The 21,462-nt window shown below is 67.2% G+C and carries 25 protein-coding genes; 7 read left to right on the top strand and 18 right to left on the bottom strand.

Annotation, left to right across the window (positions count from 1 at the left end; genetic code table 11):
• Positions 1–3: 3 nt before the first annotated feature.
• The 4 genes from fxlM to ACIBHY_RS29680 form a co-directional block, all read right to left on the bottom strand.
• Positions 4–1,224 (bottom strand): methyltransferase, FxLD system, encoded by a 1,221-nt coding sequence (gene fxlM / locus ACIBHY_RS29695; protein ID WP_397308361.1) that lies wholly within the window; start codon positions 1,222–1,224, stop codon positions 4–6.
• A 37-nt stretch (positions 1,225–1,261) separates the two neighbouring features.
• Positions 1,262–1,672 (bottom strand): hypothetical protein, encoded by a 411-nt coding sequence (locus ACIBHY_RS29690; RefSeq protein WP_397308360.1) that lies wholly within the window; start codon positions 1,670–1,672, stop codon positions 1,262–1,264.
• Positions 1,669–2,097, bottom strand: coding sequence for a hypothetical protein (locus tag ACIBHY_RS29685; protein ID WP_397308359.1), 429 nt, complete (start codon positions 2,095–2,097; stop codon positions 1,669–1,671). The genes ACIBHY_RS29690 and ACIBHY_RS29685 overlap by 4 nt, the downstream gene beginning before the upstream one ends.
• Positions 2,098–2,169: 72 nt before the next feature.
• A complete protein-coding gene (locus ACIBHY_RS29680; protein ID WP_397308358.1) occupies positions 2,170–3,090 on the bottom strand; it encodes an SAM-dependent methyltransferase in 921 nt (306 codons plus the stop codon).
• A gap of 236 nt (positions 3,091–3,326) precedes the next feature.
• Between ACIBHY_RS29680 and ACIBHY_RS29675 the strand changes: the two genes are divergently transcribed.
• Positions 3,327–4,805, top strand: coding sequence for a helix-turn-helix domain-containing protein (locus tag ACIBHY_RS29675; protein ID WP_397308357.1), 1,479 nt, complete (start codon positions 3,327–3,329; stop codon positions 4,803–4,805).
• Between the two features lie 12 nt (positions 4,806–4,817).
• A complete protein-coding gene (locus ACIBHY_RS29670; protein WP_397308356.1) occupies positions 4,818–5,435 on the top strand; it encodes a 2'-5' RNA ligase family protein in 618 nt (205 codons plus the stop codon).
• Between the two features lie 107 nt (positions 5,436–5,542).
• Here ACIBHY_RS29670 and ACIBHY_RS29665 read toward each other — a convergent pair whose 3' ends face one another.
• Positions 5,543–5,689, bottom strand: coding sequence for a hypothetical protein (locus tag ACIBHY_RS29665; RefSeq protein WP_397308355.1), 147 nt, complete (start codon positions 5,687–5,689; stop codon positions 5,543–5,545).
• A 162-nt stretch (positions 5,690–5,851) separates the two neighbouring features.
• Between ACIBHY_RS29665 and ACIBHY_RS29660 the strand changes: the two genes are divergently transcribed.
• On the top strand, positions 5,852–6,673 hold the full coding sequence (locus ACIBHY_RS29660) for a helix-turn-helix domain-containing protein (RefSeq protein ID WP_397308354.1): 822 nt from the start codon (positions 5,852–5,854) through the stop codon (positions 6,671–6,673).
• Here the strand turns inward: ACIBHY_RS29660 and ACIBHY_RS29655 are convergent.
• Positions 6,630–7,367, bottom strand: a complete 738-nt coding sequence (locus tag ACIBHY_RS29655; protein ID WP_397094135.1) for an HAD family hydrolase — start codon at positions 7,365–7,367, stop codon at positions 6,630–6,632. The two genes, ACIBHY_RS29660 and ACIBHY_RS29655, sit on opposite strands and share 44 nt — an antisense overlap.
• A gap of 176 nt (positions 7,368–7,543) precedes the next feature.
• Here ACIBHY_RS29655 and ACIBHY_RS29650 point away from each other — a divergent pair, with 176 nt between their 5' ends.
• A complete protein-coding gene (locus ACIBHY_RS29650; protein WP_397308353.1) occupies positions 7,544–8,110 on the top strand; it encodes a hypothetical protein in 567 nt (188 codons plus the stop codon).
• A gap of 4 nt (positions 8,111–8,114) precedes the next feature.
• Here ACIBHY_RS29650 and ACIBHY_RS29645 read toward each other — a convergent pair whose 3' ends face one another.
• From ACIBHY_RS29645 to ACIBHY_RS29635, 3 genes are all read right to left on the bottom strand, one after another.
• On the bottom strand, positions 8,115–8,441 hold the full coding sequence (locus tag ACIBHY_RS29645; RefSeq protein WP_397308352.1) for a hypothetical protein: 327 nt from the start codon (positions 8,439–8,441) through the stop codon (positions 8,115–8,117).
• Positions 8,441–9,061: a hypothetical protein gene (locus tag ACIBHY_RS29640; protein ID WP_397308351.1), complete on the bottom strand. Its 621-nt coding sequence runs from the start codon at positions 9,059–9,061 to the stop codon at positions 8,441–8,443. The genes ACIBHY_RS29645 and ACIBHY_RS29640 overlap by 1 nt, the downstream gene beginning before the upstream one ends.
• Positions 9,062–9,183: 122 nt before the next feature.
• On the bottom strand, positions 9,184–9,555 hold the full coding sequence (locus ACIBHY_RS29635; protein WP_397308350.1) for a hypothetical protein: 372 nt from the start codon (positions 9,553–9,555) through the stop codon (positions 9,184–9,186).
• Positions 9,556–10,537: 982 nt separating this feature from the next.
• Here ACIBHY_RS29635 and ACIBHY_RS29630 point away from each other — a divergent pair.
• Positions 10,538–11,284, top strand: a complete 747-nt coding sequence (locus ACIBHY_RS29630) for a helix-turn-helix domain-containing protein (protein WP_397308349.1) — start codon at positions 10,538–10,540, stop codon at positions 11,282–11,284.
• A 158-nt stretch (positions 11,285–11,442) separates the two neighbouring features.
• On the top strand, positions 11,443–12,303 hold the full coding sequence (locus ACIBHY_RS29625; protein WP_397308348.1) for an NPP1 family protein: 861 nt from the start codon (positions 11,443–11,445) through the stop codon (positions 12,301–12,303).
• Between the two features lie 39 nt (positions 12,304–12,342).
• Here the strand turns inward: ACIBHY_RS29625 and ACIBHY_RS29620 are convergent, their stop codons facing one another.
• From ACIBHY_RS29620 to ACIBHY_RS29610, 3 genes are all read right to left on the bottom strand, one after another.
• On the bottom strand, positions 12,343–12,840 hold the full coding sequence (locus ACIBHY_RS29620; protein ID WP_397308347.1) for a hypothetical protein: 498 nt from the start codon (positions 12,838–12,840) through the stop codon (positions 12,343–12,345).
• Positions 12,841–12,851: 11 nt separating this feature from the next.
• Entirely contained in the window at positions 12,852–13,334 is a 483-nt protein-coding gene (locus ACIBHY_RS29615; RefSeq protein ID WP_397308346.1) for a helix-turn-helix domain-containing protein, read from the bottom strand.
• Between the two features lie 240 nt (positions 13,335–13,574).
• Positions 13,575–13,826: a DUF397 domain-containing protein gene (locus tag ACIBHY_RS29610; RefSeq protein WP_397308345.1), complete on the bottom strand. Its 252-nt coding sequence runs from the start codon at positions 13,824–13,826 to the stop codon at positions 13,575–13,577.
• 84 nt (positions 13,827–13,910) lie between these two features.
• Here ACIBHY_RS29610 and ACIBHY_RS29605 point away from each other — a divergent pair, with 84 nt between their 5' ends.
• Entirely contained in the window at positions 13,911–14,642 is a 732-nt protein-coding gene (locus tag ACIBHY_RS29605; RefSeq protein ID WP_397308344.1) for a DUF6082 family protein, read from the top strand.
• Between the two features lie 436 nt (positions 14,643–15,078).
• Here ACIBHY_RS29605 and ACIBHY_RS29600 read toward each other — a convergent pair whose 3' ends face one another.
• The 6 genes from ACIBHY_RS29600 to ACIBHY_RS29575 form a co-directional block, all read right to left on the bottom strand.
• Entirely contained in the window at positions 15,079–16,404 is a 1,326-nt protein-coding gene (locus ACIBHY_RS29600) for a phage major capsid protein (RefSeq protein WP_397308343.1), read from the bottom strand.
• A gap of 304 nt (positions 16,405–16,708) precedes the next feature.
• The gene (locus ACIBHY_RS29595; RefSeq protein WP_397308342.1) at positions 16,709–17,254 is read right to left on the bottom strand and encodes a hypothetical protein; all 546 of its coding nucleotides are present in this window, start codon (positions 17,252–17,254) and stop codon (positions 16,709–16,711) included.
• A 79-nt stretch (positions 17,255–17,333) separates the two neighbouring features.
• Positions 17,334–17,627, bottom strand: a complete 294-nt coding sequence (locus ACIBHY_RS29590; RefSeq protein WP_397308341.1) for an iron chaperone — start codon at positions 17,625–17,627, stop codon at positions 17,334–17,336.
• 298 nt (positions 17,628–17,925) lie between these two features.
• Positions 17,926–19,908 (bottom strand): 2'-5' RNA ligase family protein, encoded by a 1,983-nt coding sequence (locus ACIBHY_RS29585; RefSeq protein WP_397308340.1) that lies wholly within the window; start codon positions 19,906–19,908, stop codon positions 17,926–17,928.
• Positions 19,909–19,972: 64 nt separating this feature from the next.
• On the bottom strand, positions 19,973–21,109 hold the full coding sequence (locus ACIBHY_RS29580) for a hypothetical protein (protein WP_397308339.1): 1,137 nt from the start codon (positions 21,107–21,109) through the stop codon (positions 19,973–19,975).
• A 171-nt stretch (positions 21,110–21,280) separates the two neighbouring features.
• Positions 21,281–21,460: a hypothetical protein gene (locus ACIBHY_RS29575; RefSeq protein WP_397308338.1), complete on the bottom strand. Its 180-nt coding sequence runs from the start codon at positions 21,458–21,460 to the stop codon at positions 21,281–21,283.
• Positions 21,461–21,462: the final 2 nt, after the last annotated feature.

Raw genomic sequence — 21,462 nt, 5'->3', positions numbered from 1 at the left:
AGTTCAGTCCCACGAGGTCGCGAGCGCTCCGTGCTTCTTGATCACCACCCCCTGGCCGGGCGCCAGGACCCCGGCGCCGCCCGGCAGATAGGTGATGGTGGCCGCGCCCCGGCGCCGGTGATGGTCCGCCCAGCGGCGCAGCAGCTCCGCGTACTCCTCGGCGGCCTCCTGCGCCGCCGGGCCGTGCGCGATGACGCCGGATTCGTAGCCGCTGGCGGTGGCAGGGTTGTCCCGCTTGATGCGGTAGGCGAGGCTGCCCGCGTGAATCAGCGCGGCCACCCCGCGCCCGGCCGCCGGGTTGAACCGGCCGCTGTCGATGTGCTCCTCGCCGACATGCAGCATCGCCGGATGCCGCAGCCGCGTCATCAGATACAGCTCCAGCTCGTCCGGCAGGTCATAGGCGGCGCCGGTCCACACCTCGATCGGCGGCGTCCGCAGTGCCTCGCGCAGCACGCCGACGTCGAAACGCTGAGAGTCGTCGTCGATGCGCAGCCCCACCCCGTCCTCCAGCCGGACCAGCCGCTCGGCGAAGGCACCCTGGCCCTGCATGGGGACAAACCCGGCCAGCCGGTAGCTGTCGCTGAGCAGCGCCGTGTCCACTCGGTCGAACGCGATCGAGCGGGTCAGCCCGCGCAGCCGCAGCGGCACGACGAGCCGGCCGTCCTTGGCGAGCTGGTCGATCCACGCCGGCGGGACGTCCCAGGCGCCGACCGTCACGATGATCCGGTCGTAGGGGGCGGCCTCGGGCACGCCGTGCTCGGCGTCGGCCGTCACCACCTCAACCCAGGCGTATCCGGATGCGTCCAGGCAGGCGCGGGCCCGCGCGGTGATCTCGGGGTCGATATCCACCGACACCACCTTCCCGGCGGGGCCGACGAGCTCGGCGAGCAGGGCGGCGTTGTAGCCGCCGGAGCCGATCTCCAGCACCCGCATGCCGGGCTCGACGGCTGCCTGTTCCAGCATCACCGCCTGGATGTGCGCGGCCGACAGCGAGCTGATCGCGGTGCCGTGCTCGTCCTGTTTGGTCACCAGCGCCCTGTCGGCGACGTAGGCGGCCTCCAGCGTCTCGCCGAGCGCGAACTCATGCCGAGGCACCGCGGACAGGGCGGCCGCCACTCGATCAGTGGCGATCGCGCCGGTGTGGCGCAGCTCGGTGACCATCGCTTCGCGCAGCCCTACGGCGTCCGCGCGGGTGGTATCTGGTGTTGCCGGGCGTTCGGTCACGCCCACCTCCTGGTCAGCTTGTGTGGGATAGGGACGGTCACGCCCACGGCGGGCGTGGGATTTCTGGTTGAAAGGATGCGGAGAAGGCTGCGAGCAGGGCGGCAGGCTCAACCGGGTGCCCTGAACTCACGTCGGGGCCAGGCAACGCGCCGCAACTCCTGGTCGTCTGGCACCTGGTCCGCACGCGGAGGTAGGCAATACCTCCACGGGCCTCCTCGACGGAGCAGAGCTCGCCGGACATCGTGGCGTAGAAGATCTCGAAGTCCCGGGTGGAGATCTCAAGACCCTCCTGGCGAAGGTCGCTGACGAGCTGCCGGCTGGCCTCACCCAGTCCTTTGAGCGCGGACATGCGGGCGTCCTCGCCCGGTGCGACCTCGAAATCGACGCGGACCACGCGGTCGTAGGCAGGCGATGATGCCGCCCCCGCCTCAGACTGAAGGCCTGTCACGACGAAACCCCTGTCCGCTGCTGAGGCATGAGGCGGGCACGATCACGACCTACCGCGCCCGCGGTATCCCGCAGACCGCCACCGTCCCCATCGTCGCTCCGGCAGGCGGGGCGGAGGCGCCGATCATCGTGATCGTGGCCGCCGGCTCTAGGCAGCGCACGCGGACCGGGGCGGCCGGCGCCGGGAACCGGCTCATCACAGAAGTGCGCCGTGCTCGGCCAGGGGTCTGCGGTGAGCTCCCACTCGATCATCACCTCTGCCGCACGCAACGTGTCGAGGTCACCGGCCATCAACGGCTCCACGAGGTGAGGCCCCTGATAGAAGGCGATGTGCTTCCTGCGCCACACCAGCTTCATCTCGAACCAGAGGCCCGGCGTGGGGTGAACGGGTGCGAGCGCGGGGTGCGCCATGGTCAACGTCTCCAACCAAACGATCATCAGCAGGGGCTCAGTCGCCGGTCATCGGCACCGGGGATCAGGCGGCGTGCAATGCGGGGATCACGCGGATCGGCCGAACTCCGCAACCGCGGCCAGGAAGTGCGCTTCCCCCACGTCCCCAGCGATCGGGGTGTCGGGCCGCCAGGTGGACGCCTCGACCAGCCCCGGCTCCCAAACGGTGAGCCCGTCCATGAAACTGCCGATCGCTGCCTCGCTGCGCAGGTAGAGCGGCGCGATCCGTGCGTAGGCGTGCACCGCCTTCGCACGGTCTCTGAACGACAGCCCATCAGCGGACGCGTGCGTGAAGATCAACAGGCCCGACCGGAACGCCTCCAGGTAGGCGTCCACGATGCTGTACGGGTCATCGTGGTCGGGCCAGAAGTGCACCAGCGCAGCCATGATCACACCAGTCGGCCGCGCGAAGTCCAGATGCTCGCCGACCTCCTCCAACACCTTGCGGACGTCACGGACATCGGCTTCCACAGTCCACGCACTCCCTGACCGATCCAGCAGGGCCCGGCCGTGGCAGGCCACCACCGGGTCGTTGTCCACATAGGCGACGCGCGCATCCGGCCGGTACCGGCGCGCGATGCTGTAGACCGTCTGCCTGTCCTGGCGGGGGAATCCACAGCCGAGGTCGAGGAACTGCGTGATCCTGGCGTCGGCGGCGGCCACCGCCACCGCGCGCAGGACAAAGTCGGCGTTGGCGCGCGCTGCCTCTCCGAGCTTCGGCACCAGGCCGACGACCTCCCGGTAGGCCTCGCGCGCATCGGACAGGGCCTGCTTGCCGCCGCCCGACGCTACGTCGTAGAAGCCGGCGATGGGCGCTCTGTACGTCTCCGGCCCGACGAGAGCCTCATCGGCAAGCGGTTCCGCTTCTGCGGTGCTCCCGTGATCAAGCGGCGGGTTCGCGTCCATCACCTGGTCGGCGACGGCCGCGGGCTGCGGGCTCCTGCCCTGAGACGTGGACTGATCAGCCATGAGCTGACGACTCCTCATGGAAGCGGGGTGACGGCGTGCGCCAACGATCTCAATCAGCGGCAACATCGTCACGGACAGTAATGGCCAAGTTTTCTGGACACCCTTGACTGGGCGTGAGCTGCGCAAACAGCGGGACGACGGGCAGGATTTGGACGCCGCCCCAGGGCGCGGTCCGGCGGCGCCCGGAGGTCGCAGTTACCGTGGGCATTGATGCCGGCCGGTGCGGGGAGCAGCACATGGACAAACCCTCCAAACCGGGCTCACGGGCCCAACGCGAGGCACTGCGTCAGGAAATGCTGGCGCTGGAATGCAGCCGCGCCGACATCGCCGCAGAGATGCGAGCCCGATGGGCGATGCGCCCGCGCGAAGCATGGCGCCACGCCCACGGCTGGACCCTTGAACAGCTCGCCGACCGCATCACCACGCGGGCCGCGGCCCGGCCGGGCGACGCGCTCGCCGCCGACGCATCGCTCGTGGCCAAATGGGAGAAATGGCCGCGCAGCGGTGGCCGACGCCCCACGATGCGCGTCCTCGACGTCCTGGCCGACATCTTCGGCTGCACTCCGGCGGATCTGCTCGACTGGGAGGACCGGCAGGCGCTGCCCGCCGCCGACGTACGGCGGCTCACCAGCCCGGCTTCCTCCGCCCCGCCGAGCGTGGCCGACTCGACGTCGCCGGCGGAGCCTGACATCGCACCCTCCACCGTGGTGCTCGTCCATCAGGTCGCCGAGGAGTCGGCTACCTGGGCGGCCTGGGCGGAGACCTCCAACGTCGGCGATATCGCGCTCGAACAACTCCTGGCCGACATCCGCGCGCTGTCGCGCGACTACCTGACCGGCGACCCGCTGACAGTCTTTGTGCGCGTGCGAAGCCTGCGCGATCGGGTCTTCAAGCTGACAGAAGGCCGCCAGTACCCGCGTCAGAGCGCCGACCTGTACGCCGCCGCCGGCTACCTGTGCACCCTGCTGGCCTGGATCAGCTCCGACCTGGGCCAGCTGCGCGACGCCGAAACCCAAGGCCGCGCCGCATGGCTGTGCGCCGAACTGGCCGGCCACGACGACCTGCGCGCCTGGGTGCTGTCCACCCGCAGCAAGATCGCCTTCTGGAGCGGCAACAAGCGCGACGCGATCGGCTACGCCCGCCGCGGCGCCGAATACGGCGCCCAAGGCAGCGTGCCCATCCTGCTGGCGTTGCAAGAAGCCGACGCATGGTCCACGCTCGGCGCCACCCGAGAAGCCCGGGATGCGCTCAACCGCGCCGCCGAAGCCCGCAACCGCATGACGGGCATCGACGACATCGGCGGCCTGTTCACCTGCCTCGACTTCCGCCGCTCCAACTACAACGCCGCCGTCCTGCCACGCATCGGCGACCCCGCCGCCGCGCTGCGCGAATCCGAGACCGCCCTCGCCGACCCCCACCCGCAGCCCTACGGCACCCTCGCCCAGGTCCGCATCTCGCAGGGCTTCGCGCACCTGGACCTCGACCAGCCGGACGGCGCCGTCGAAGCGCTGCGTCCCGTCCTGGCGCTGCCGCCCGAACGCCGTCTCGACACCGTCACCCGCCGCCTGCGCGAACTGGCCCTCATCCTGGCCCGCTCCCCGCTGGGCGGCAGCAACCCCGGCCGAAGCCTCCAGACAGAGATCGAGGCATGGCACCTCAACGCCCTGCCCCGTACGTTGGCTCTTGCCCCCGGCAACGACGCCGATCCGGTCTGACGAAAGGTGACCATGAGCCAACAGCGGATGGCAGATCACTGGTGGTGGCGGCCCGGATGGAGCGTCGGACGCCGCTTCTACACCTGGCACCTGACCTTCCAGCACGCCGGTAACGTCCACCAGCTCGCCGAAACGTACCGACGAGCACTGGCCGGCCTGCCGGGGCTGAATCTGATCCCCGACCGCTGGCTGCACCTGACCATGCAAGGAATTGGCTTCACCGACGAGATCCCCGAAGACGAGGTGCACGCCATCGTCCACGCCGCCCGTGAACGCCTCGCTGAGGTTCCGGCGTTCGACCTCACCCTCGACCGGCCCGGCATCACCTCGGAGGCCATCCGCTGGGAAGCCCAGCCCCAGGAACCAGCAGCCGCCGTGCGCGCCGCGATCCGCCGAGCCATCGCCGACGTGTGGCCGACCGTCCCCGAACCCGAGGACGGGTTCGCCGCCCACGTGTCGATCGCCTACAGCAACGTCCAGGGCCCTGCCCAGCCGATCGCAGACGCCCTGGCCAGGGTCGAAGCTGCTCCCGTGACCACACGCGTCGAGACCGCAGAGTTGATCGTGCTGGGCCGTGACAACCGGATGTACGAGTGGGAGCCGTTCGGCTCCGTCTCTCTCAAGTCCTGATGCGGCCCTACGGACCACGACAGGACACGAAAGGCACGCAGGTCCCGAAACGTCCCGACATCGGGACGGCCAAGAAGGCAAAGGCCCCACCCCACCACGCCGCCCCATCAGCTCGCCGCTTCCAGGCGCACACGCTCCCGCAACTCGTTGAGAGAGGTCGCCTCCACGCTTCGATCACCCTGCTGGGCCCGCCACACTTCGCCCGAGACCGAGACCTCCCAATCCGGGAACTCGACCAGACCGTGATCATCCATTGGAGCTTCCTCTGCGCTGTAGGACTGGCGCGGGCGAGGCGCCGCGCCACTCAAGTTCAGATGAAACTCCGGTGCGGTGGACGTAACCACCTTGTTCGCGGGGCGTTCGGAGAACTAGCGTGGGATCACCAACGTCCCCGAACGCCCCCCGGGATACTGCCTATGGCCAATGAACGCTTGCGTGCCACGCTACGGGCCAGTTCCTTCACGGAGGAATCGCTCGCGTTGCATCTCGGCTTGGACCCCAAGAGTGTCCAACGGTGGATCACGAGGGGTGTCGTTCCGCGCCGATCGACGGCGCACCAGGCGGCCCAGGCCCTCGGCACGCCTCTTGCGTACCTGTGGCCGGACCTGGCGATGGATCCTGCCACCGCGGCCGAAACGGAGATCGTGCGGCTCTACCCGCACCGCTCCGCCACCCCACGTGAGCTCTGGCTGGATCTGCTCACCCAGGCGACAGGCCGCATTTGGCTGTTCGCCAACGCCAGTCTGTTCCTGCCCGAGGACAACCCAGAGTCCGTCGCTATGTTGATGAACAAGGCCGCCGCTGGCGCTTCTGTGCGGATCATGATGGGTGATCCCGATACACCCGAGATGGCGTTGCGCGGCGTAGAAGAGCAGCTCTACGACGCCATCCCTGGCCGGATCCGGATGGCATTGGCCTACTACAGCCCTCTGGTCGATGTCCCCGGCATCGAGTTCCGGCTGCACCGCACATCGTTGTACAACTCGATCTTCCGGTATGACGACGAGATGCTGATCAACCAGCACATCTACGGCGCATACGGCTACATCGCGCCTATCCTGCACCTGCGGCGAGTCGAGGGTGGAGACTTCTTCGACACCTACATTCGCAGCTTCGAACGGGTGTGGGAGACCGCCTACCCCATCCAGGAATCCAACTTCCATCGGCAGAGGCAGGCACTGCTCGCGGACAGTTCTACAGCCGCTCTGCAGCAGTCGCCCGCGCTTGAACAGCGGTGACCGCGCGTACCAGAGCGTCCGCGTCAGTCAGATCGTGGAGCGCTGTCTCGGCTCCTTCTGCCAGCAGTTCCTCCACGGTGTTGGGCCCGGTCGCGACCCCAATGGCAACGGCGCCGCCGTTGAGAGCCGCCTGGATATCGCGGACCGTGTCACCGATCAGGATCGTCGTGGAGGAAAGCAGTTCAACCTGATACTTGGCGCGGGCTCGCTTCCGTGCGACTTCCACGAGGTTGGCGCGCACGATGTCGTCTGAGCCGTACCCGCCAATCTCGAAGTCGAGTCCGTGATGCAGGTCGAAGGCCTCAACCTTGACGAACGCATTCGGCTGGATGTTGCCGGTCAGTACGGACTGGATCACGCCCGGGACGCGGCCCAGAGAGGTGATCGCCTCGCTCGCGCCTGGCAGAGCGTGGCCTCTCTCGCGCAAGCGCTGACGGCGCGAGGTAAGTGAAGCCTCCAACGCCTCGGGCAGCCTCGCCAGATGAGATGGAGCCGCCTCGATCCCATGCCGGGAGAGGAGGTTCGTCATGATCTCCAGATCCGTTCGGCCATCCGTTTCCGCGCGGTGCTCGGCTGGATACCCGGCGAGAATCTCAAACGCCCCGGCATAAGTCTCCTTGCTCACCCCAGCGTTCTCGATAAGGGTGTGATCGACATCCCACAACACCAGGACAGCAGGAACGGCCGCATCCACGGGGCATCTCCGATCAGTCAGGGGAGCTCACATCGTAGCCAGCACGACCATCTGTGCGCCCTCTATCGGATCGGTCCGCGGCCTGCGTCTCATCGTTGGGCTCAAAGGCCCCTACCCTGCTGCGGCGGACGTCCGGTGGAGACGCAACCGGGCTGGAAGACCCACCATTGGGGCTCATGGCACGGACAAAGGCACGCATCGCACCAGATCTGACGAGGCGCCTCGCCGCTGGAGCGATCCGGGACAAGGTCGAGCGGATTTCCGAAGCAGTGGCGGACGAGGCCAAGAACCGGGCTCCCGACGCGAAACGGTGGGTGGCAACCAACGGAGCTGAAGCTCGGCCGTCACACCGGCACGCTGATGGTCAGACGATCCCCGCGAACGTCCCCTACCAGCTTCCAAAGACGGAGTACACCCGCGGAGCGGGCGATGATCGCCGCCGATCGGGCGCGGTTGGAGGCAGGTGGGTGACGCTGACGGCCGTGGATCTGGCCGACCGCCCTCGCGATCCCCGCCTGCCGCTCCACCAGCGGATCAACTGCGAGTGCCAGAGCGTCATCGTGCGCGGCGTGATCGCGGCCGCGACCCGCGCCCTACCCACTCACGTCCGCGGGTCCAAGGTGAAGGCTGTCGTGGAGGTCAACTTCCTCCGCATCGCCGAAGCAGAATTCGGCGCCAACGACACCCCCGGCTTGCACTTCCTCAGCTTGGCAGGGTCGCTCGTCATGGCCCGCCGCCGGTAGCCGGTCACGTCGGGCGGAGTGAGGCTTCCGCGCGGAGCCAGTCCACGGACGGTGTGACCGCATGAGAACGCCGTCCGGCTGTGATCACCAGCCATTCCCTGCCCGTGGACGGCTCGATCACGAGGTCACGGGCGCGCAGCGGCCACTCCGCCGGATCCACGCCGAGCACCCACACGCCCGGACCGTCGCGCTCGCCATCCTCGGACGGCTCCACCACGATCCGTCCGGGCCGCGCCTTACTGGCCGGTGCCCAGCCGGACGCCGAGCGGATGCCGTGCGCGTCCATGGTCATGGTCGCGCGCCGTATCGAGAACTGGGTCGTCGCGAGCATCACGGCCATGGCCACCGCCAGGTGATCTCCAGCGGGTGCGGGGCGATCCCGGGCTGCTGGTTGACGCCGCGGCGCCGCCATCGCTTCAGACTGTCCAGGCTGGGTGGCGCTCCAGCAGCGCCCGAGCCGGCCGCGCCGCCGCTCACGTCCTCCCAGGTGACGCCCTGGCCTTCGACATTGGCCTGTTTAATCAGGCGTGCGTCCGGGGCGTCGGACTGCACGACGCGCCGCACCATCGGGTGCGCGGCTGCGGACGCGGAAATGTATCGCCCGAGCGCCTTGCCGTACACCGGGTTCTCCGCTGGGTTGAGGCCTGCCCGGTAGGTGATCGTGTAGAGGCCGGTGAGCTCGCCGTTCACGCCCGTCTCCGCTGCTGTGGAAAGCACTTCGATCACCGGGTCGTGAGCGAGCTGCCAGCCGCCGCGGCCGTTACCTTGGGCGCCGCGTTGGACCAGGGTGACCGGCAGAGGCGGCCGCCCGAGGTAGGCGGCGACATCGCCGAAGGCGTCCCCGATCGCCTCAGCGACCGTCTCACGCTGCTCCTCGGTCAAGGGGAGCTTCAGCCCGGCGCGCACGGCGACCTTCTCCGGAGAGACGACCAGCAGCTCGTCAGCGCTCACCCTCGGCTCCTCACGGTAGAAACGGCTCGGCGGCGTACTGGAGGAGTGTGGGCACCGGGTCCCCCACCGTCTGGACGCCCACACCCCACCAATACGCCGCCGAGTCCCCCCCGATCACGCGATCAGGAGGATGACAGTTCACGGCGGATACGGTCCGCCTCCGATCGCGGCACCTTCGCGCCCACCGGGTAGAGCAGGCGGTTGGTCGGCGTGGACGCGCCGGCGTAGTGGTGCCGTTCGAGAACCCGCCGCTTCACGACCATGTGCGTGTAGCGGGGGCCCGGATCGTCAAACAGATCGTCCGCGTCCGTCACCCGATCACCGTTGCTCCAGCGCAGGTCCAACGTGCCCTCCTGGCCCACAGCAGGAGGAGGCGGAGGAGGGGTCATCGGATCCTGCTTGACCTCCGGTTCGGCCTTCCGCTGTGCGGGCGGCGCCAGCGGGGCCGCGTCGGTGGTCGGTTCATCGTCCGCCGTGTCCGCCTCACCGGGCACATCCGGCTCATCGGGAGGGGTGAGCGGCGCCGGGTCGGCAGGCTCGGGCGTCGGAACCTTGGGGGTCTCGGCGCCAGGGGGATCGGTTGCTGGCTGCTTTCGGGTTCGGGGTGGCATTCCCGCCTCCAGAGTCAACGCGTTGTCTCCAAGCCGGCGGCCTGGATCAGAGGCGGACGGTAGGCGGCGGTGGCTCCTACCGTCCGCGCTCGCTTCCCCGATGTACACATCTACTGACGTCGGCCGGGACCGACGTCCCCGCCGAACCGGACGACGCCCCCAAGTACCCCCTCGGCCGTCCCGAGCGCTTCATGTGGACCCGGCGAGACCCCGCTCGACGGGCTGGAGCCGCTCATGGACGTCGCGGTGGACCTGTTCGATTCCCAGGGAGTGTTTGGCCTAGTGAAGGGGCGGGGCCCGCGAGGTCCTCCCAGGGCCGGACGGAATGGCGGCCTTGATGGAGGACCTCGCCAGCCGTGCTCCGAGGGAGGCCTGCGTGCTAGACGGGCTTGCTGCGTGCTCTGACTAGCAGAGGAATGTTCTACTGCAGAACCATGCGCGCAGAAGGGCCTTCACGGCGGGAGTGACGTGCCCATACAGGAAGTCGCGGGCGGCCCGCTTGGGCCACCACTTGTAGCACCGCGTCACCTTGCACGCCGCGATTGCCGCCCTAAGCCAGGGTGAAGAAGCGGTCGCGGGCTGCTGGTAGGAAATTGTCTGTTCGACGCGTTGGAACCGGTGGAGTTCGGCGGCGTTCGCTGCCGTGGGTGCGGCTGTGAGAAGGATTGCTAGAACGAAGGCGACTGTCGCCTTCATGATCCATCGGCGCGCCATTGTAAAGCTTCCTTCCTGTTGATTTCACCCGCTTTGGATGAAGACATGCGGAAGGATGACATGCGCCCCATCCGCACCACTCGCCCATCGGGAAGGGGGAATTCCTGATGGGTGCTGACCTGCGGTTTCCCGACCCGGAACAGGAAACGGGATGCGTAAAGAATCGGATTCGACCGGCCCGCTGATCGATTTGGTAAAAGAGTTATCAAAACGGACAGGCAAGCAGACTCAGGAGGCGCAAGCTAGAGAACTCGGCATATCGGACACCGCGCTCTCGAATTATCTTTCAGGCAGACAGTTGCCTCGCGAGAAAACCTTCACCGGAATGTTGAAGAAGGTAGGCATCCCACAAGAAGAGCACCCAAAGTACCTAGCTATATTGGCTAAGTGCCATAAGGTCGCGAATCCGTCAGTACCGGACGAGTGTGAGCAGATCTCTACGCCGATCTCCACGGTGGGCGCCGCCCACGTCCCTTCCGAGGCGGCGGCAATCGCGCCACGAAGGGCTGCGTGGAACAGGCCGCGGACGTGGGCGTACGTGGCCGCAGCCGCTGCGGTGGCGTATTTGGTCTACGCAAATCTTCCGGGGCGGCCGACGCCGGCGCCCGATGCACAGGCCATGCCGAGTGCTCCCACTGCGCCGCGGTGCAGCCTGGTGAAATCGCCGTCTTCGCCGGTGTACGCCGAGGTCGGTGATACTGAGCCGGTCAAGTTCAAGAGTTCTGGCGATCGTGTTCGCCACGTGGCCGCTGCCCCTCAGACCGGCGCGGACGGGATCGTTTATCACGCCGTCGCGCTACCCGACCCGCGCGACAGTTCCACAGGCGTCGGCTGGATGCCAAGCAAGGATCTCGAACCCGACCCTCAGCAGTGCGCGAGGCTCGGGAAGCACTCATAGTCCATTGAGCGCCTGCCAGGAAGACCCCGGTGAGGCCCCTTCGGGAATTCCCGATTCCCGAGCCGCGTGGCGCCGGGAACCGAAATGCAACACCCTCTCCTGCATGGCCGTCGCATCACGACGTTCCTCATCCAACGAGACATGGAGTCGCTTAGACCATGGCAAGCAGCGTCCGATCGGTGCTGCCCGTAAGCAGTGCCTCGCACTCCGAACCAAAACCGAACCTCATCGCCAGCCTCCGAAAACTGGCAGCTCACCGTCGGCGCCGACCTGATGTCAAGATCAGGAAAAGCCGCATCCTGCTCACGGTCAGCATGGTGCTCGCGTTGAGCGCCGTCCCAGGCGTCGCATTCGCTGCGCCACCAGCGGCGTTGCCCCCAAAGAGTGGTCCGGGCGAGTGGTACTACCAGCCTGCCTACGACTATGACAAGGACGGCTGCTACCCCACCCCCGCAATCGGCCGGGATGGAACAGTCGCCTCCGGTCTCGAACCGGCTGACGCCTTCCACGCCGACTGTCAAGCTGACTCGGACCTCCGCAATACCAACGGCTACTCCCGCTACAAGTGCAACAACGGCTGGTGCGCTTTCCTGTACGCCCTGTACTTCGAGATGGATCAGGCCGCCCTCGGAACGCACAAGCATGACTGGGAGCATGTGGTGGTATGGGTCGCGCGCCAGGGGGCCATCTACGTCTCGACGTCAGCCCATGGCAAGTTCACGACATATCACCGTAGCCAGGTCCAATGGATCGGTGCCCACCCGAAGATCGTCTATCACCGAGGTGGAGTTGTAACACACTCCTTCCGTCTCGCTAGGAAGGGTGAGCAGCCAGAGAACCACGCCGGTAGATGGCAGTACCCCAGTCTGGTTGGCTGGGACAGCCTTTCCCCCAACCTACGCGGTGCCCTAAATAGGGACCAGTTCAGCCCGGCGCAGTTGGACCTGAGGGATGCCCGGTTCAGCGATGCGTTGGCAAAGGCCAAGCCTCCAGGCATTCCGTTCAATCCGTACGCCTGACCGCAAGTTGGTACGCTGACCGAGATCAGCGATGCACACCTACCGCTGCTTGCCCCTTCCCGCAGGGGCCCGAGCAGCGGTAGTACGCGGATTGAGCCTGCGCCACACCGTCATGGCAGCCACTCCAACCTCACTCGCGATGCGGGTATAGGGGACATTGTCGGCCCGCAACTGACGAGCCCGATCCACGTCCCACGACAGCCGCTTCCCCTTCAAGAGGTCAAGCCCCTCCCGCTCGGCCAGCCGTGCGACGGTGGAAGGGGTGACGCCAACCTGGCGACCGATCTCGGACTGGTTCATCCCGCGAGCCACCGCATCCCGGATCGCCGCCTGTTTGACGGGCGTCAGGCGTAGCGCGCGTGGATGCGAGGGGCTGCGCATCTCGACGTCTGCGCGCTCGCGCAGGAGCGTGGAGAGCCGCTGGAAGGAGCACCGCTGTCGGGACGCGATTCTCCGCAGCGTCCATCCTTGTTTGTAGAGGGCGGCGGCCTCGTCCACGTTGATGCCTGTCCGTTTGGTCTGAGAGGGCGATGACATGCAGCGCAGTGTCATTCACCTGCGGTGTTAGCGTCTGCTCCCGATTTCTGATCGTCCTCGGCGGGAGGCGCGGCCAGGATCGATCGAATGTAGGAGGGGCTGGACTGGACGAGCTCCGCGATCGCATCAGGTGGCCACCCAAGGTCGGCCAGATCCGCGATCTGCACGTGGTCTAAGCGCGTGCGGCCGCCCGGCTTCCTTCGAGGGATCCCTGCGGCCTCCGCGATCCGGCGCACTGTTTCGTCGCACACTCCGAACTGGTCCACGATGTCGGCCATCGGCACGTCGTTCGCGTACGCCGCGGCCACCGCTTCCTGTACCTCTTGGGGGCTTTGGAACCCAACCGGCCCGCCCACTTTCCGCATGACCACCCAGCCCTTGAGCCTACGGTGGATGGTGGTGTGGGACACGCCGTGCTGTTGGGCGAGTTCCCGGACCGAGGCGCCGGCCCGGTAGGCGTCGGCCAGGGCTTGCGGCTGAAGGCGCCTACGCATTGGCACCTCCGCGGCAAGGCTCGGTAGCGGCCTCCTGTGGCAGGCGTTCGGCACCCCGGCAGACATCGAACACGGCGCCGGTCCAGTACTGACGTCGTTCAGTGAAGCGGGGCCGGCGGACATCCAGATCGCTTCGCGTCGAGATCATGCTGGGGAGCATGTCGGGAGAGGTCCGCTAGTGTCCTCTCCCGATGCGCCCTGGCCCGGCTACGAGGCGGGGGGCGAACGTGCTGAGCGTACTCATTCTGGCGAGAAGGTGTCGCTGACCTGATCAAACTCGCCGACACGAATGGCATAGATGAAGGCTGCCCACTCTACCGCAGTGAAGCACAGAGGTCGGCGAGTGGTGCGCTTTGAGTCCCTTACAGCAACAGACCCGTCAGCTAGAACAGCGATCTGGACGCATTCCCCATCTCCCGTGCTTCGGCTGCTCTTGCGCCATTCGACGTGAGACAGATCGAAAGAGTATGGATCCCTACCGTCAGCTCTCACGAGGGTCCTCCTGACAGCTCGTCTTAGCTCACACTGGTCTGAGGGCCGCGTTCGCGCAAGTGTGCTTGTAGTTGCGGAGGAGTAATGAGTACCTGGGTTAGGCGAGCGACTGCGGTGATATTAGCGGCGGCGGCGGTCATCTTGATCATGTTGGGCTTGGTCTTCTCACCGGTGGCGCTGCGCGGCCTTGCTGGGCTCGCGACGAAGGAAGACTGGTTGCTCTTGGGCAACGTTGGTGAGGCATATGGGTCCACTGCGATGCTGCTGGCGGCCCTCTCCCTCGCTGGCGTCGCCCTGTCTGCGGCGTTTCAAGCCCGGGCTGTTCGTTCATCTGTGGCCCAAAATGAGCGCGCCCTGCACTTAGAGCTCGTCCGCTTCATCTTGGAGGAGCCAAGCTTGTTGCAAGTCGCCGGAGGCTCGTGGAGCGGGCCAGAGGACGATCAGGTCGCCCGCCTTAGAGTCTTCGCCAATCTCTGGCTCGCTCACTGGTTCTCTCACTACGAGCTGCGGCAACTCAGCAAGAGGGAACTGCGAGAGTTCGCCTCGATCCATTTCCAGCATGAAATAGCCCGGAACCATTGGACGGCACGTCGGGAGCTGTACTTAGCTGCAGCGGCTACTCGGCGTGAAATGGCGTTCTATCGCATCGTTGACGATGTTTACCACGACTCCCTCAACACCCCGGCAAGCCCGATGCGACTTCGCGAGGGGCGGACTGTTTCTCGGCCCGCTCGCTTGGCACTCCGGCTGCTATATGGATCCGCCACACTGGCAGCATTGACTATCGCGTTTCTCGCGGGCCGACGCTTGCGGTAGTCGCTCTAGTGGCCCCGCGCCCTGAGGCCTGCAGCCGTCCTGCATACCGACCTCTCGCGTAGCTGCTGCGCTCGATGTACAGCGCACCAGCGTGGCTCGGGGAAGCGGGGACGGAAAAGTGCAGATCGTGTGGGGTCGAGGTCATGCAGGGACGTGTGGCGGGAGAAGACCGTTAGCGTCCTCTCCCTATCTACGCTCACTCCGGGTGGGGCGAATGCGGCGAGTCCCAGCGAATCCAGTCTGTCCACCGCCCAGCGCTCACTTCGCCGTTGCCGCTGTCGGTCAGGACTGCTCTCTGGTGGTCGGCGTCGCGTTCACGCTCTGCATCTGTTCCGTATTCGCGGAAGGGTCTGCTTTCATGCATTCTCGGATCGATTCTGCGTTCGAATTTTAGTGGGAGCGTAAGGATGTCTCAACCTTTCGCCCCCACCATGCACTAAGCAGCAAACGTGCCGAGTACAAGCGATTCGGGTCTATCGACCGCCAAGCCAATCCTTTCGCTACCCCTCAGGACCACGTACCCGCGTTCGAACGCCTCGCCGGTCTCCGTCGAGGCTTGGACAGAGACGGCCTCCCTGTCGAAGAGCTTCGCGCCGTAGCCGAACGAGCAGGTGAGGAATGTGCCCTGGCTGATTGCGGCGGTGTCCACGACCCGCATCCGCCACACGCGCTTCTCGCCGCCCACGGCGATGCTGACGGCGATCAGGTACTGGCCGTGCTCGTCCCGCTCCGTCTCGATCTCTTCCCAGTCGAACGGGTGCAGGACGACGCCGTTGGGCTCGAAGAACGCCAGGATGGCCATCGTGGCAGAGCGGCGGAGCTGGAGGCTCTTGTACTTCGCGTCCGCGACGAGACCCGTGTACTCCTGGGCGCCGGGGATGTTGAACAGGCCCGTGATCTCGTCGCCGTTGCCCGCGCCGTAGAGGATCTCCTCATCCTCCTTCAGCTTGAGCCCGTCCACGAGGTCGCGGTCGATGATGCCGCGGATGCGCGACTCGTCGGCCAGCGTGTTCTTGTGGATGTGGACGGTGTGGGCGAGTTCGACGATCGGCGCCGTGTACGGAATGAAAGACAGCTTGGACTTCGGGGCCTTACCGAACACGTCCGTGTCGTTGCCGAGCGCCGGGCCGCCGTTCGGCTGCTCGCGCTCGGGCACCCGGCGGGCGTTGTTGGTGAACCCGATCTGCCTGATGCCGTACAGGATGTTGGACTGGGTCTGCTCGGACGGGAAAAGGTCGCGGACACGGCCGGGCCTGCGCTGACGCTCGGCGAGGCCGACGTTCTCCGCGGTGCCGAAGGCGGGTGTGGTGTGCGTGCCGGCGCTCAAGGAGAAGATGTCCTTGCGCTCGAACGAGTACAGGCCCCGCTCGAACTCGGCCACCTGGCCGAGCTGCCGGAAGCTCCCGGACTTCATCTCGGCGTAGGCGTCGCTGCCGAGGAATGCCTCGCTGAGGGACTTGTACTGCTTGCCGTGCGCGACGGCCGCGGCGTCGTGCGCCGCGTAGCTGGGCTCGTTCGGCTCGTCGAGGAACCGCTCGATGTCCCGGTGCTCCTTCTGCTCCAAGAGCAGCGCCTTGATCTCGCGCGCCTCGCCCAGAGTCTTCTGATAGTCGGCGTGCGCTTCCGGCGAGATGACCATGTGGCCCTTGCCGGTCTCGTCAGTGATCGTGTTGGAGATGGCGTTGAGCCGCTGGGACTTCTGCTCCAGCGCGGAGGTCAGTTCCTTGATGCGCGTGTTGATGTCGCTCGTAGCCGTGGTCACGGCTCCCCCTTGATGCTGACACGGATTGACTTTGCGGTCGCGCCGCCCGGTCAGCACCGGGACGTCAGACGATCAAGAGGGAGGAAAGCGGGGAGGCAGGGTTTGCGTCAGCGTCCAATGCAGTGACCGTGCGCGGCCCCGCTCGGCGTGCTGCGCCCGAGGCGGTCAGGGGGCGACGGCGCCACGCTCGGCGGCTGCAAGCCGGGCATCCAGGCAGGCGATCGTCTCCCTGGCCCTCGCAAGCTCCGACCGGTCGCCGAGCGCGAGCCGAGCGCTGCGTGGGCCAGCCGGCCTGAACCCGCGATCAGCGGTTTCCGGTGATGCCCACGGTTCCCGTCTGGATGGCCTGGAGCATGTCCAGGTTGTAGGCGTAGACCTTGTCGGCGAGGGTGTTCAGCCGCGTGTCGTCGATCGGCTCGCCGTCCGTCCGGCCGTTCCACATCGCCTCTACGGCCTTGCCCAGGGTCACGAAGTCCGCCCCGATCCGGTTGTCGAACCGGTCCCGGAGCTCGACCCCGAAATACTGCTGGATGAGGGCGAGGTTGCGGTTGATGCTGTCGTTCCATTCGAACAGGACCTGCCGGTAGCCCTCCATCCTCGTCTCGGACTTCGCCGAGCGGGTGCCGGTGTCACCGGCGAGGCTCCAGTACAGCAGGCGCAGGCGGTAAAGCCGCTTGTCGAGGAGCCTGCTGACCTCCTCGAACACCATGACCGCCCGCTCGCGGTCGCGGTCGCGTGTCTGGACCCGGTGCTGGTGGGCCCACGCCCGGCGCTGGAAGAAGAAGCCCAGCACGCCACCCAGCACGGTGGTGAGCAGGAATCCGGCCACCACCGGCATCAGCTCGTTCACGAAACCGCCTCGTTCCGTCGGCCCACCCAGGCGATCAGGTTCCCGCCACACCCCGGGTGGGCGCAAGGCCGCCGGCGCTTCAGCTCACGGCCTGCTTCACCAGTGCGCTGATGCGGGCCTCGACCTCGGGGGTGATCTCGGTCAGGGCGTGGGAGACCGGCCACATGGCGCCGTCGTCCAGCTGCGCCGGGTCGCTGAAGCCGAGCGTGGCGTAGCGGCTCTTGAACTTCTCCGCGGGCTGGAAGTGGCAGACGAGCTTGCCGTTGAGCGCGTAGGCGGGCATGCCGTACCAGAGCTTCGGGGCGAGGCCGGGGGCCCCGGCGGTGATGATGGCGTGCACGCGCTCGGCCAGGACGCGGTCCTCGTCCTTCATTTCGGCGATCTTGGCGAGCACATCCTGTACCGCCGCCGCGGCCTTCTCGGCCTCGCTGCGGCGCGGAGGGACGCGTTCTCCAGCAGGAGGTCATCACGCTCGCCACGTAGCTGATCTGCGTCGATCGCGGCCAGGCGTCGGGTCAGCCTGTCCACGTGCTGCCAAGCGTGGTGCTTCTCCGCGCGCGCCTGGTGCGCTGTGAGCTCAGCTTCCGCTTGAGCCTGCTGCGCGTCGGCCACGGCCCGTTCCAGGCTCTCGCAGCGGGTGCAGCCATGCTGCGGGCTGCGCTGTCGCCGCCTCACGCCTCCACCGCCAGCAGCACCGCCACCGCGGCGATCTCGGCGGCCTCCGCCAGCATCTCCGCCGTCAGGGCTTTCATCTCGGTCGGCAACGCGCTGGGGGCGGTGGAGTCCGGCCGGACGGTCGGCTCGTCCGGCAACACCTCCTCCTCGTCGAACTGCCGCTCGTTCTGCTCGCCCGGGTCAGAGATGTCGATCCCCGCCCGCCGAAATACCGCCAGCAGCGAAGCGACCGCCCGGCGGAGGTCCTTCGCCGTCGCAGACGACAGCACCCGGCCCGCCTTCGTCTCCAGACCGGCGCCAATGTGCTTGACCGCGGCCATCGTCTCCTCCAACACGGCGACGAGGGCGTCCTCGGTCGGCGCACCGGTCATCGACACCTCGGCCGGAACGGGTGCACCGATCGTCACCTGGCCGTCCGGCGCGACGTCGTACGGCACCTGGAAGACGTGCTCTACGTCGGCGTCGTCGTGCACGCACACGAACGCGACGTCAGCGAAAGTCGCCACCAGATTCGCCCACCCGGGGAACCCAGCTTCGCGCGCCCAGCCAGCGGCCGCCTGGCGGAGCCGTTCACGCACCTCCTCCAGGCTCACGGGAACGGGGAACCCCATCGCACGGGCCGCGTCCAGATGGGCGTCCTTCGTCTCCTCACCCTGCTCGACGTCGGGGGCGCCAGCGTCGAGGAGGTCGTCCCAACCGTCCCCGCCGTCGTGCCATCCCGGCTCCTCTCCCGCGGGCTCAGCGCTGCCGAGCGGGAACGGTGTCGCTTCGCTGCCCCGCGCCACGGACACTTCGCTGAACGCGACCTGCTGAGCGGGCACCGGTTCCGGCAACGCCACCGCCTCACCCTCCGGAACATAGGTGAGGGTGACATGCGGGGTGTAGCCGTGATTCGACGCCACCGAGATCCCGGCCTCGGCCAGCCGGTCCACCAGATGCTGACGCAGCACCTCAAGTCCGGGCACGTCCACCGGCACGATCACTGGAACGCCGTCATCATTGGCGGGGAACGCGCCGATCCCGCCCACCACGCCGGCCAGCGGCGCCGAATCCGTCGCGACCGCGCTGACGACGTCGGCCACGGTGGCGAGGTCGTCCTCGCTGAGCTCCTTGCCTAGGTAGGCCAACGTGATGTGCAGTTCGTCTGCGGGCACTCCATCCGGTACGGCGAGCTGCTCGGCCACCTCGGCGGGCAGCATGAACGCCACCATGACGCCGGCTCCTGCTTCTGCGCGGTCCGCCTTCACCTCCACGCCGGCGGCTGCTGCCAGGTCCTCCAGCGCGGCCGCGGCGTCCATCCCTTCACGCCAGTCCAGGGGCAGCATGCCGAGCCGGCCAGCGTCGCGCGCTTGCCGGACCAGGTCCCGCTTGACCTCCCGCGGGGCGCCCTCGCGCAAGCAGTTCGCGATCCGGCCGGGCAGGTCGTCGTCAGCCAGGGCCGACTTCACCGACAGGGTGACGGTTTGTGAGCTGGCACCGAACGCCACCGGGGAGTACTCGAACAGGTCGAGCCGCCGGATCCGCCTGATGCCCTTGGCGTCGCGAGTCGCGCCGCCTCTCGGCACCCGGTAGCCGATGCTCCACTCTTGTTCCCTGCCGTAGAACTTGACGTTGGAGAACGCCTTCGCCCCATCGTCGGTCTCCAGGTTGAAACGGGCCTTGACGTAGAGTGCGCCTGCCTCGGCCGGCCACGCGATCTTCGCCTCGGCGGCCATCGTCAGGAGCCGCGGGTCTCCCGGAAGCAGTTCCTCCACGACCTCGGTGCGGGCCACCCACACCTTGTCGTCGTGGTTGTAGAAGCCCTTGGGAGTCCGCGTCACTAGCGTGTCCGCGTACGCCCCGGGCAGGATCAAATCGCCGACATTGTCCACGACGTTCGTGACCGACACGAGCGCCTCGACGACACCTTCGTCCTGGGCATTGACGACGCCGGCGGACAGCCCACCAGCCGACTTGCGTTCGAGCTCCTGCGTTGGCACCGCGACCTCCCTGATCGGCTGCGGTGCAGGGTGTCTGAGCAGGCTCGTTAGCGTCCGGTCACGATCACGTCAGCCACTTCACGCCCTGCCAGTAGCTGCCGGCCATGATTCGGAGGCCGAGCCACGGGTCGCTCTTGCGGTCGCGTCCGGGCTTCCACCCGATTTGCGCCACGTCACGGGGCTGTGGGTACGCCTGGTGCTCGAACGGAAGCCGGAACCGCTCAAGGAGCGTGCGTGCCTCGTCCAACTCGGCCTGTTCTCGCGCCAGGGCTTCGTCGCTGAGCCGGTACTCGTTGGGGATCTCGCCGTTGCGGTTGGCGGCGAGCAGCGCCTCCAGGCGTTGGATCTCCGCCATGAGTCGTGGGATGGTCTTCAGCCGATACTCGTTGTGGGGCGTGGCCATGACGAAGGGGCCAGCCTGAGAGGCGTCTCGCCACATGTAGCCGTCCATGGCCCACACGTAGCCGCCCGCCTCCAGGCCGGGCGAAATCTCGATACGTTCCAGCCCGGATTCCCGGTACCAGCGTTCGAGGTGGCCGTTCCAGGCGCCGGCGAAGCCCCGGCCCTGGTGTTTGCTGTCCAATTCGAGGTAGTCGTGCGACACCCACAGGCTGCCATCTCGGTCCCGGTGGAAGATCCGAGTAGTCTGGCCAGCCTTCTCGCCGTTCTTGAAGATCACAGCATCCACGGTGACGACGCCGCCGTACTGTGACGAATAGGTGGGTTCCGCCATGTCGAGGACGACGCCGAACCCGGCATACTCGCGGCCTTCGAGTTCATCCCGGAACGCGTCCTGGATCTCCTCGGCTCGATCGAGCACGTCGTCTTCGGACTCAGGGATCAGGTCGTCCAGAGACTGCCGGGCAGGACGCCCCTTCTCGCCGGGCGGGGGAGCTTCTCGTAACCCCAGTGCGTCCACGTCTCGGCGCCAAGCAGGGTCGTTGAAGACTTCCCGATAGCGGCTGATCGTGGAAGGGTCCTGCCGGTTGTAGCGGATCCAGCCATCGAGATCGCCGTTCTCGTCGAAGCGCACCCACGCGTCGCCAGGATGCCCCGGGCGGGCGAAGTAGGCGGCTGCCCCGGCAGGAGTGGCGGACGGGTCGGCTTCGGGGACGCTGCGTGGCGGCGTGTACGAGGAGTCCTCGACCACCTTGAGCCGGTAGGAGGCGACGTTCGTGCTGTTTCCGTCGTCCCATCGCACGGTGACGCCTCGCCGCGGGTCAGCACCGCGCACGGTCCCCGTCCGGCCGAACCCGACTAGCTGTACACGGTCGCCGATCTCGATCCAGCGCCCGTGCCATCCTCGCGGCTGCCAGTCGCCGCCTGGTTTCCGACCCACCCGCCGGATGATCTTCGGCGGGCGGGCTTAGCGTCAGCTCTCGCTGCGGCCGTCGATGATGTTCATCTGGCGGACGAACTCGGGATCGTCGAGCATGGCATCGTCGTCAGCGCCCGGGTGTGCAGTCAGCCAGTCGAGACGGAGCCGGCCATACGCCTGCTCACGGGCCAGACGGTCGGGATGCGGTCGCTGCGGCGGGGTCCTGTCTTCCACGA

The sequence above is a fragment of the Nonomuraea sp. NPDC050547 genome, from assembly GCF_044457345.1.
GTDB lineage: Bacteria > Actinomycetota > Actinomycetes > Streptosporangiales > Streptosporangiaceae > Nonomuraea.
Note: the sequence above shows the minus strand (reverse complement) of the source record. Positions and strands in the feature narration are given on the sequence as shown.

Bases quoted from the DNA above. Each gene is read 5' to 3' on its own strand.
- ACIBHY_RS29680 (WP_397308358.1), bottom strand. From the start codon at position 3,090: ATGGCTGATCAGTCCACGTCTCAGGGCAGGAGCCCGCAGCCCGCGGCC.
- ACIBHY_RS29675 (WP_397308357.1), top strand. From the start codon at position 3,327: ATGGACAAACCCTCCAAACCGGGCTCACGGGCCCAACGCGAGGCACTG.
- ACIBHY_RS29670 (WP_397308356.1), top strand. From the start codon at position 4,818: ATGAGCCAACAGCGGATGGCAGATCACTGGTGGTGGCGGCCCGGATGG.
- ACIBHY_RS29665 (WP_397308355.1), bottom strand. From the start codon at position 5,689: ATGGATGATCACGGTCTGGTCGAGTTCCCGGATTGGGAGGTCTCGGTC.
- ACIBHY_RS29660 (WP_397308354.1), top strand. From the start codon at position 5,852: ATGGCCAATGAACGCTTGCGTGCCACGCTACGGGCCAGTTCCTTCACG.
- ACIBHY_RS29650 (WP_397308353.1), top strand. From the start codon at position 7,544: ATGGCACGGACAAAGGCACGCATCGCACCAGATCTGACGAGGCGCCTC.
- ACIBHY_RS29645 (WP_397308352.1), bottom strand. From the start codon at position 8,441: ATGCTCGCGACGACCCAGTTCTCGATACGGCGCGCGACCATGACCATG.
- ACIBHY_RS29630 (WP_397308349.1), top strand. From the start codon at position 10,538: ATGCGTAAAGAATCGGATTCGACCGGCCCGCTGATCGATTTGGTAAAA.
- ACIBHY_RS29625 (WP_397308348.1), top strand. From the start codon at position 11,443: ATGGCAAGCAGCGTCCGATCGGTGCTGCCCGTAAGCAGTGCCTCGCAC.
- ACIBHY_RS29620 (WP_397308347.1), bottom strand. From the start codon at position 12,840: ATGTCATCGCCCTCTCAGACCAAACGGACAGGCATCAACGTGGACGAG.
- ACIBHY_RS29615 (WP_397308346.1), bottom strand. From the start codon at position 13,334: ATGCGTAGGCGCCTTCAGCCGCAAGCCCTGGCCGACGCCTACCGGGCC.
- ACIBHY_RS29605 (WP_397308344.1), top strand. From the start codon at position 13,911: ATGAGTACCTGGGTTAGGCGAGCGACTGCGGTGATATTAGCGGCGGCG.
- ACIBHY_RS29590 (WP_397308341.1), bottom strand. From the start codon at position 17,627: ATGAAGGACGAGGACCGCGTCCTGGCCGAGCGCGTGCACGCCATCATC.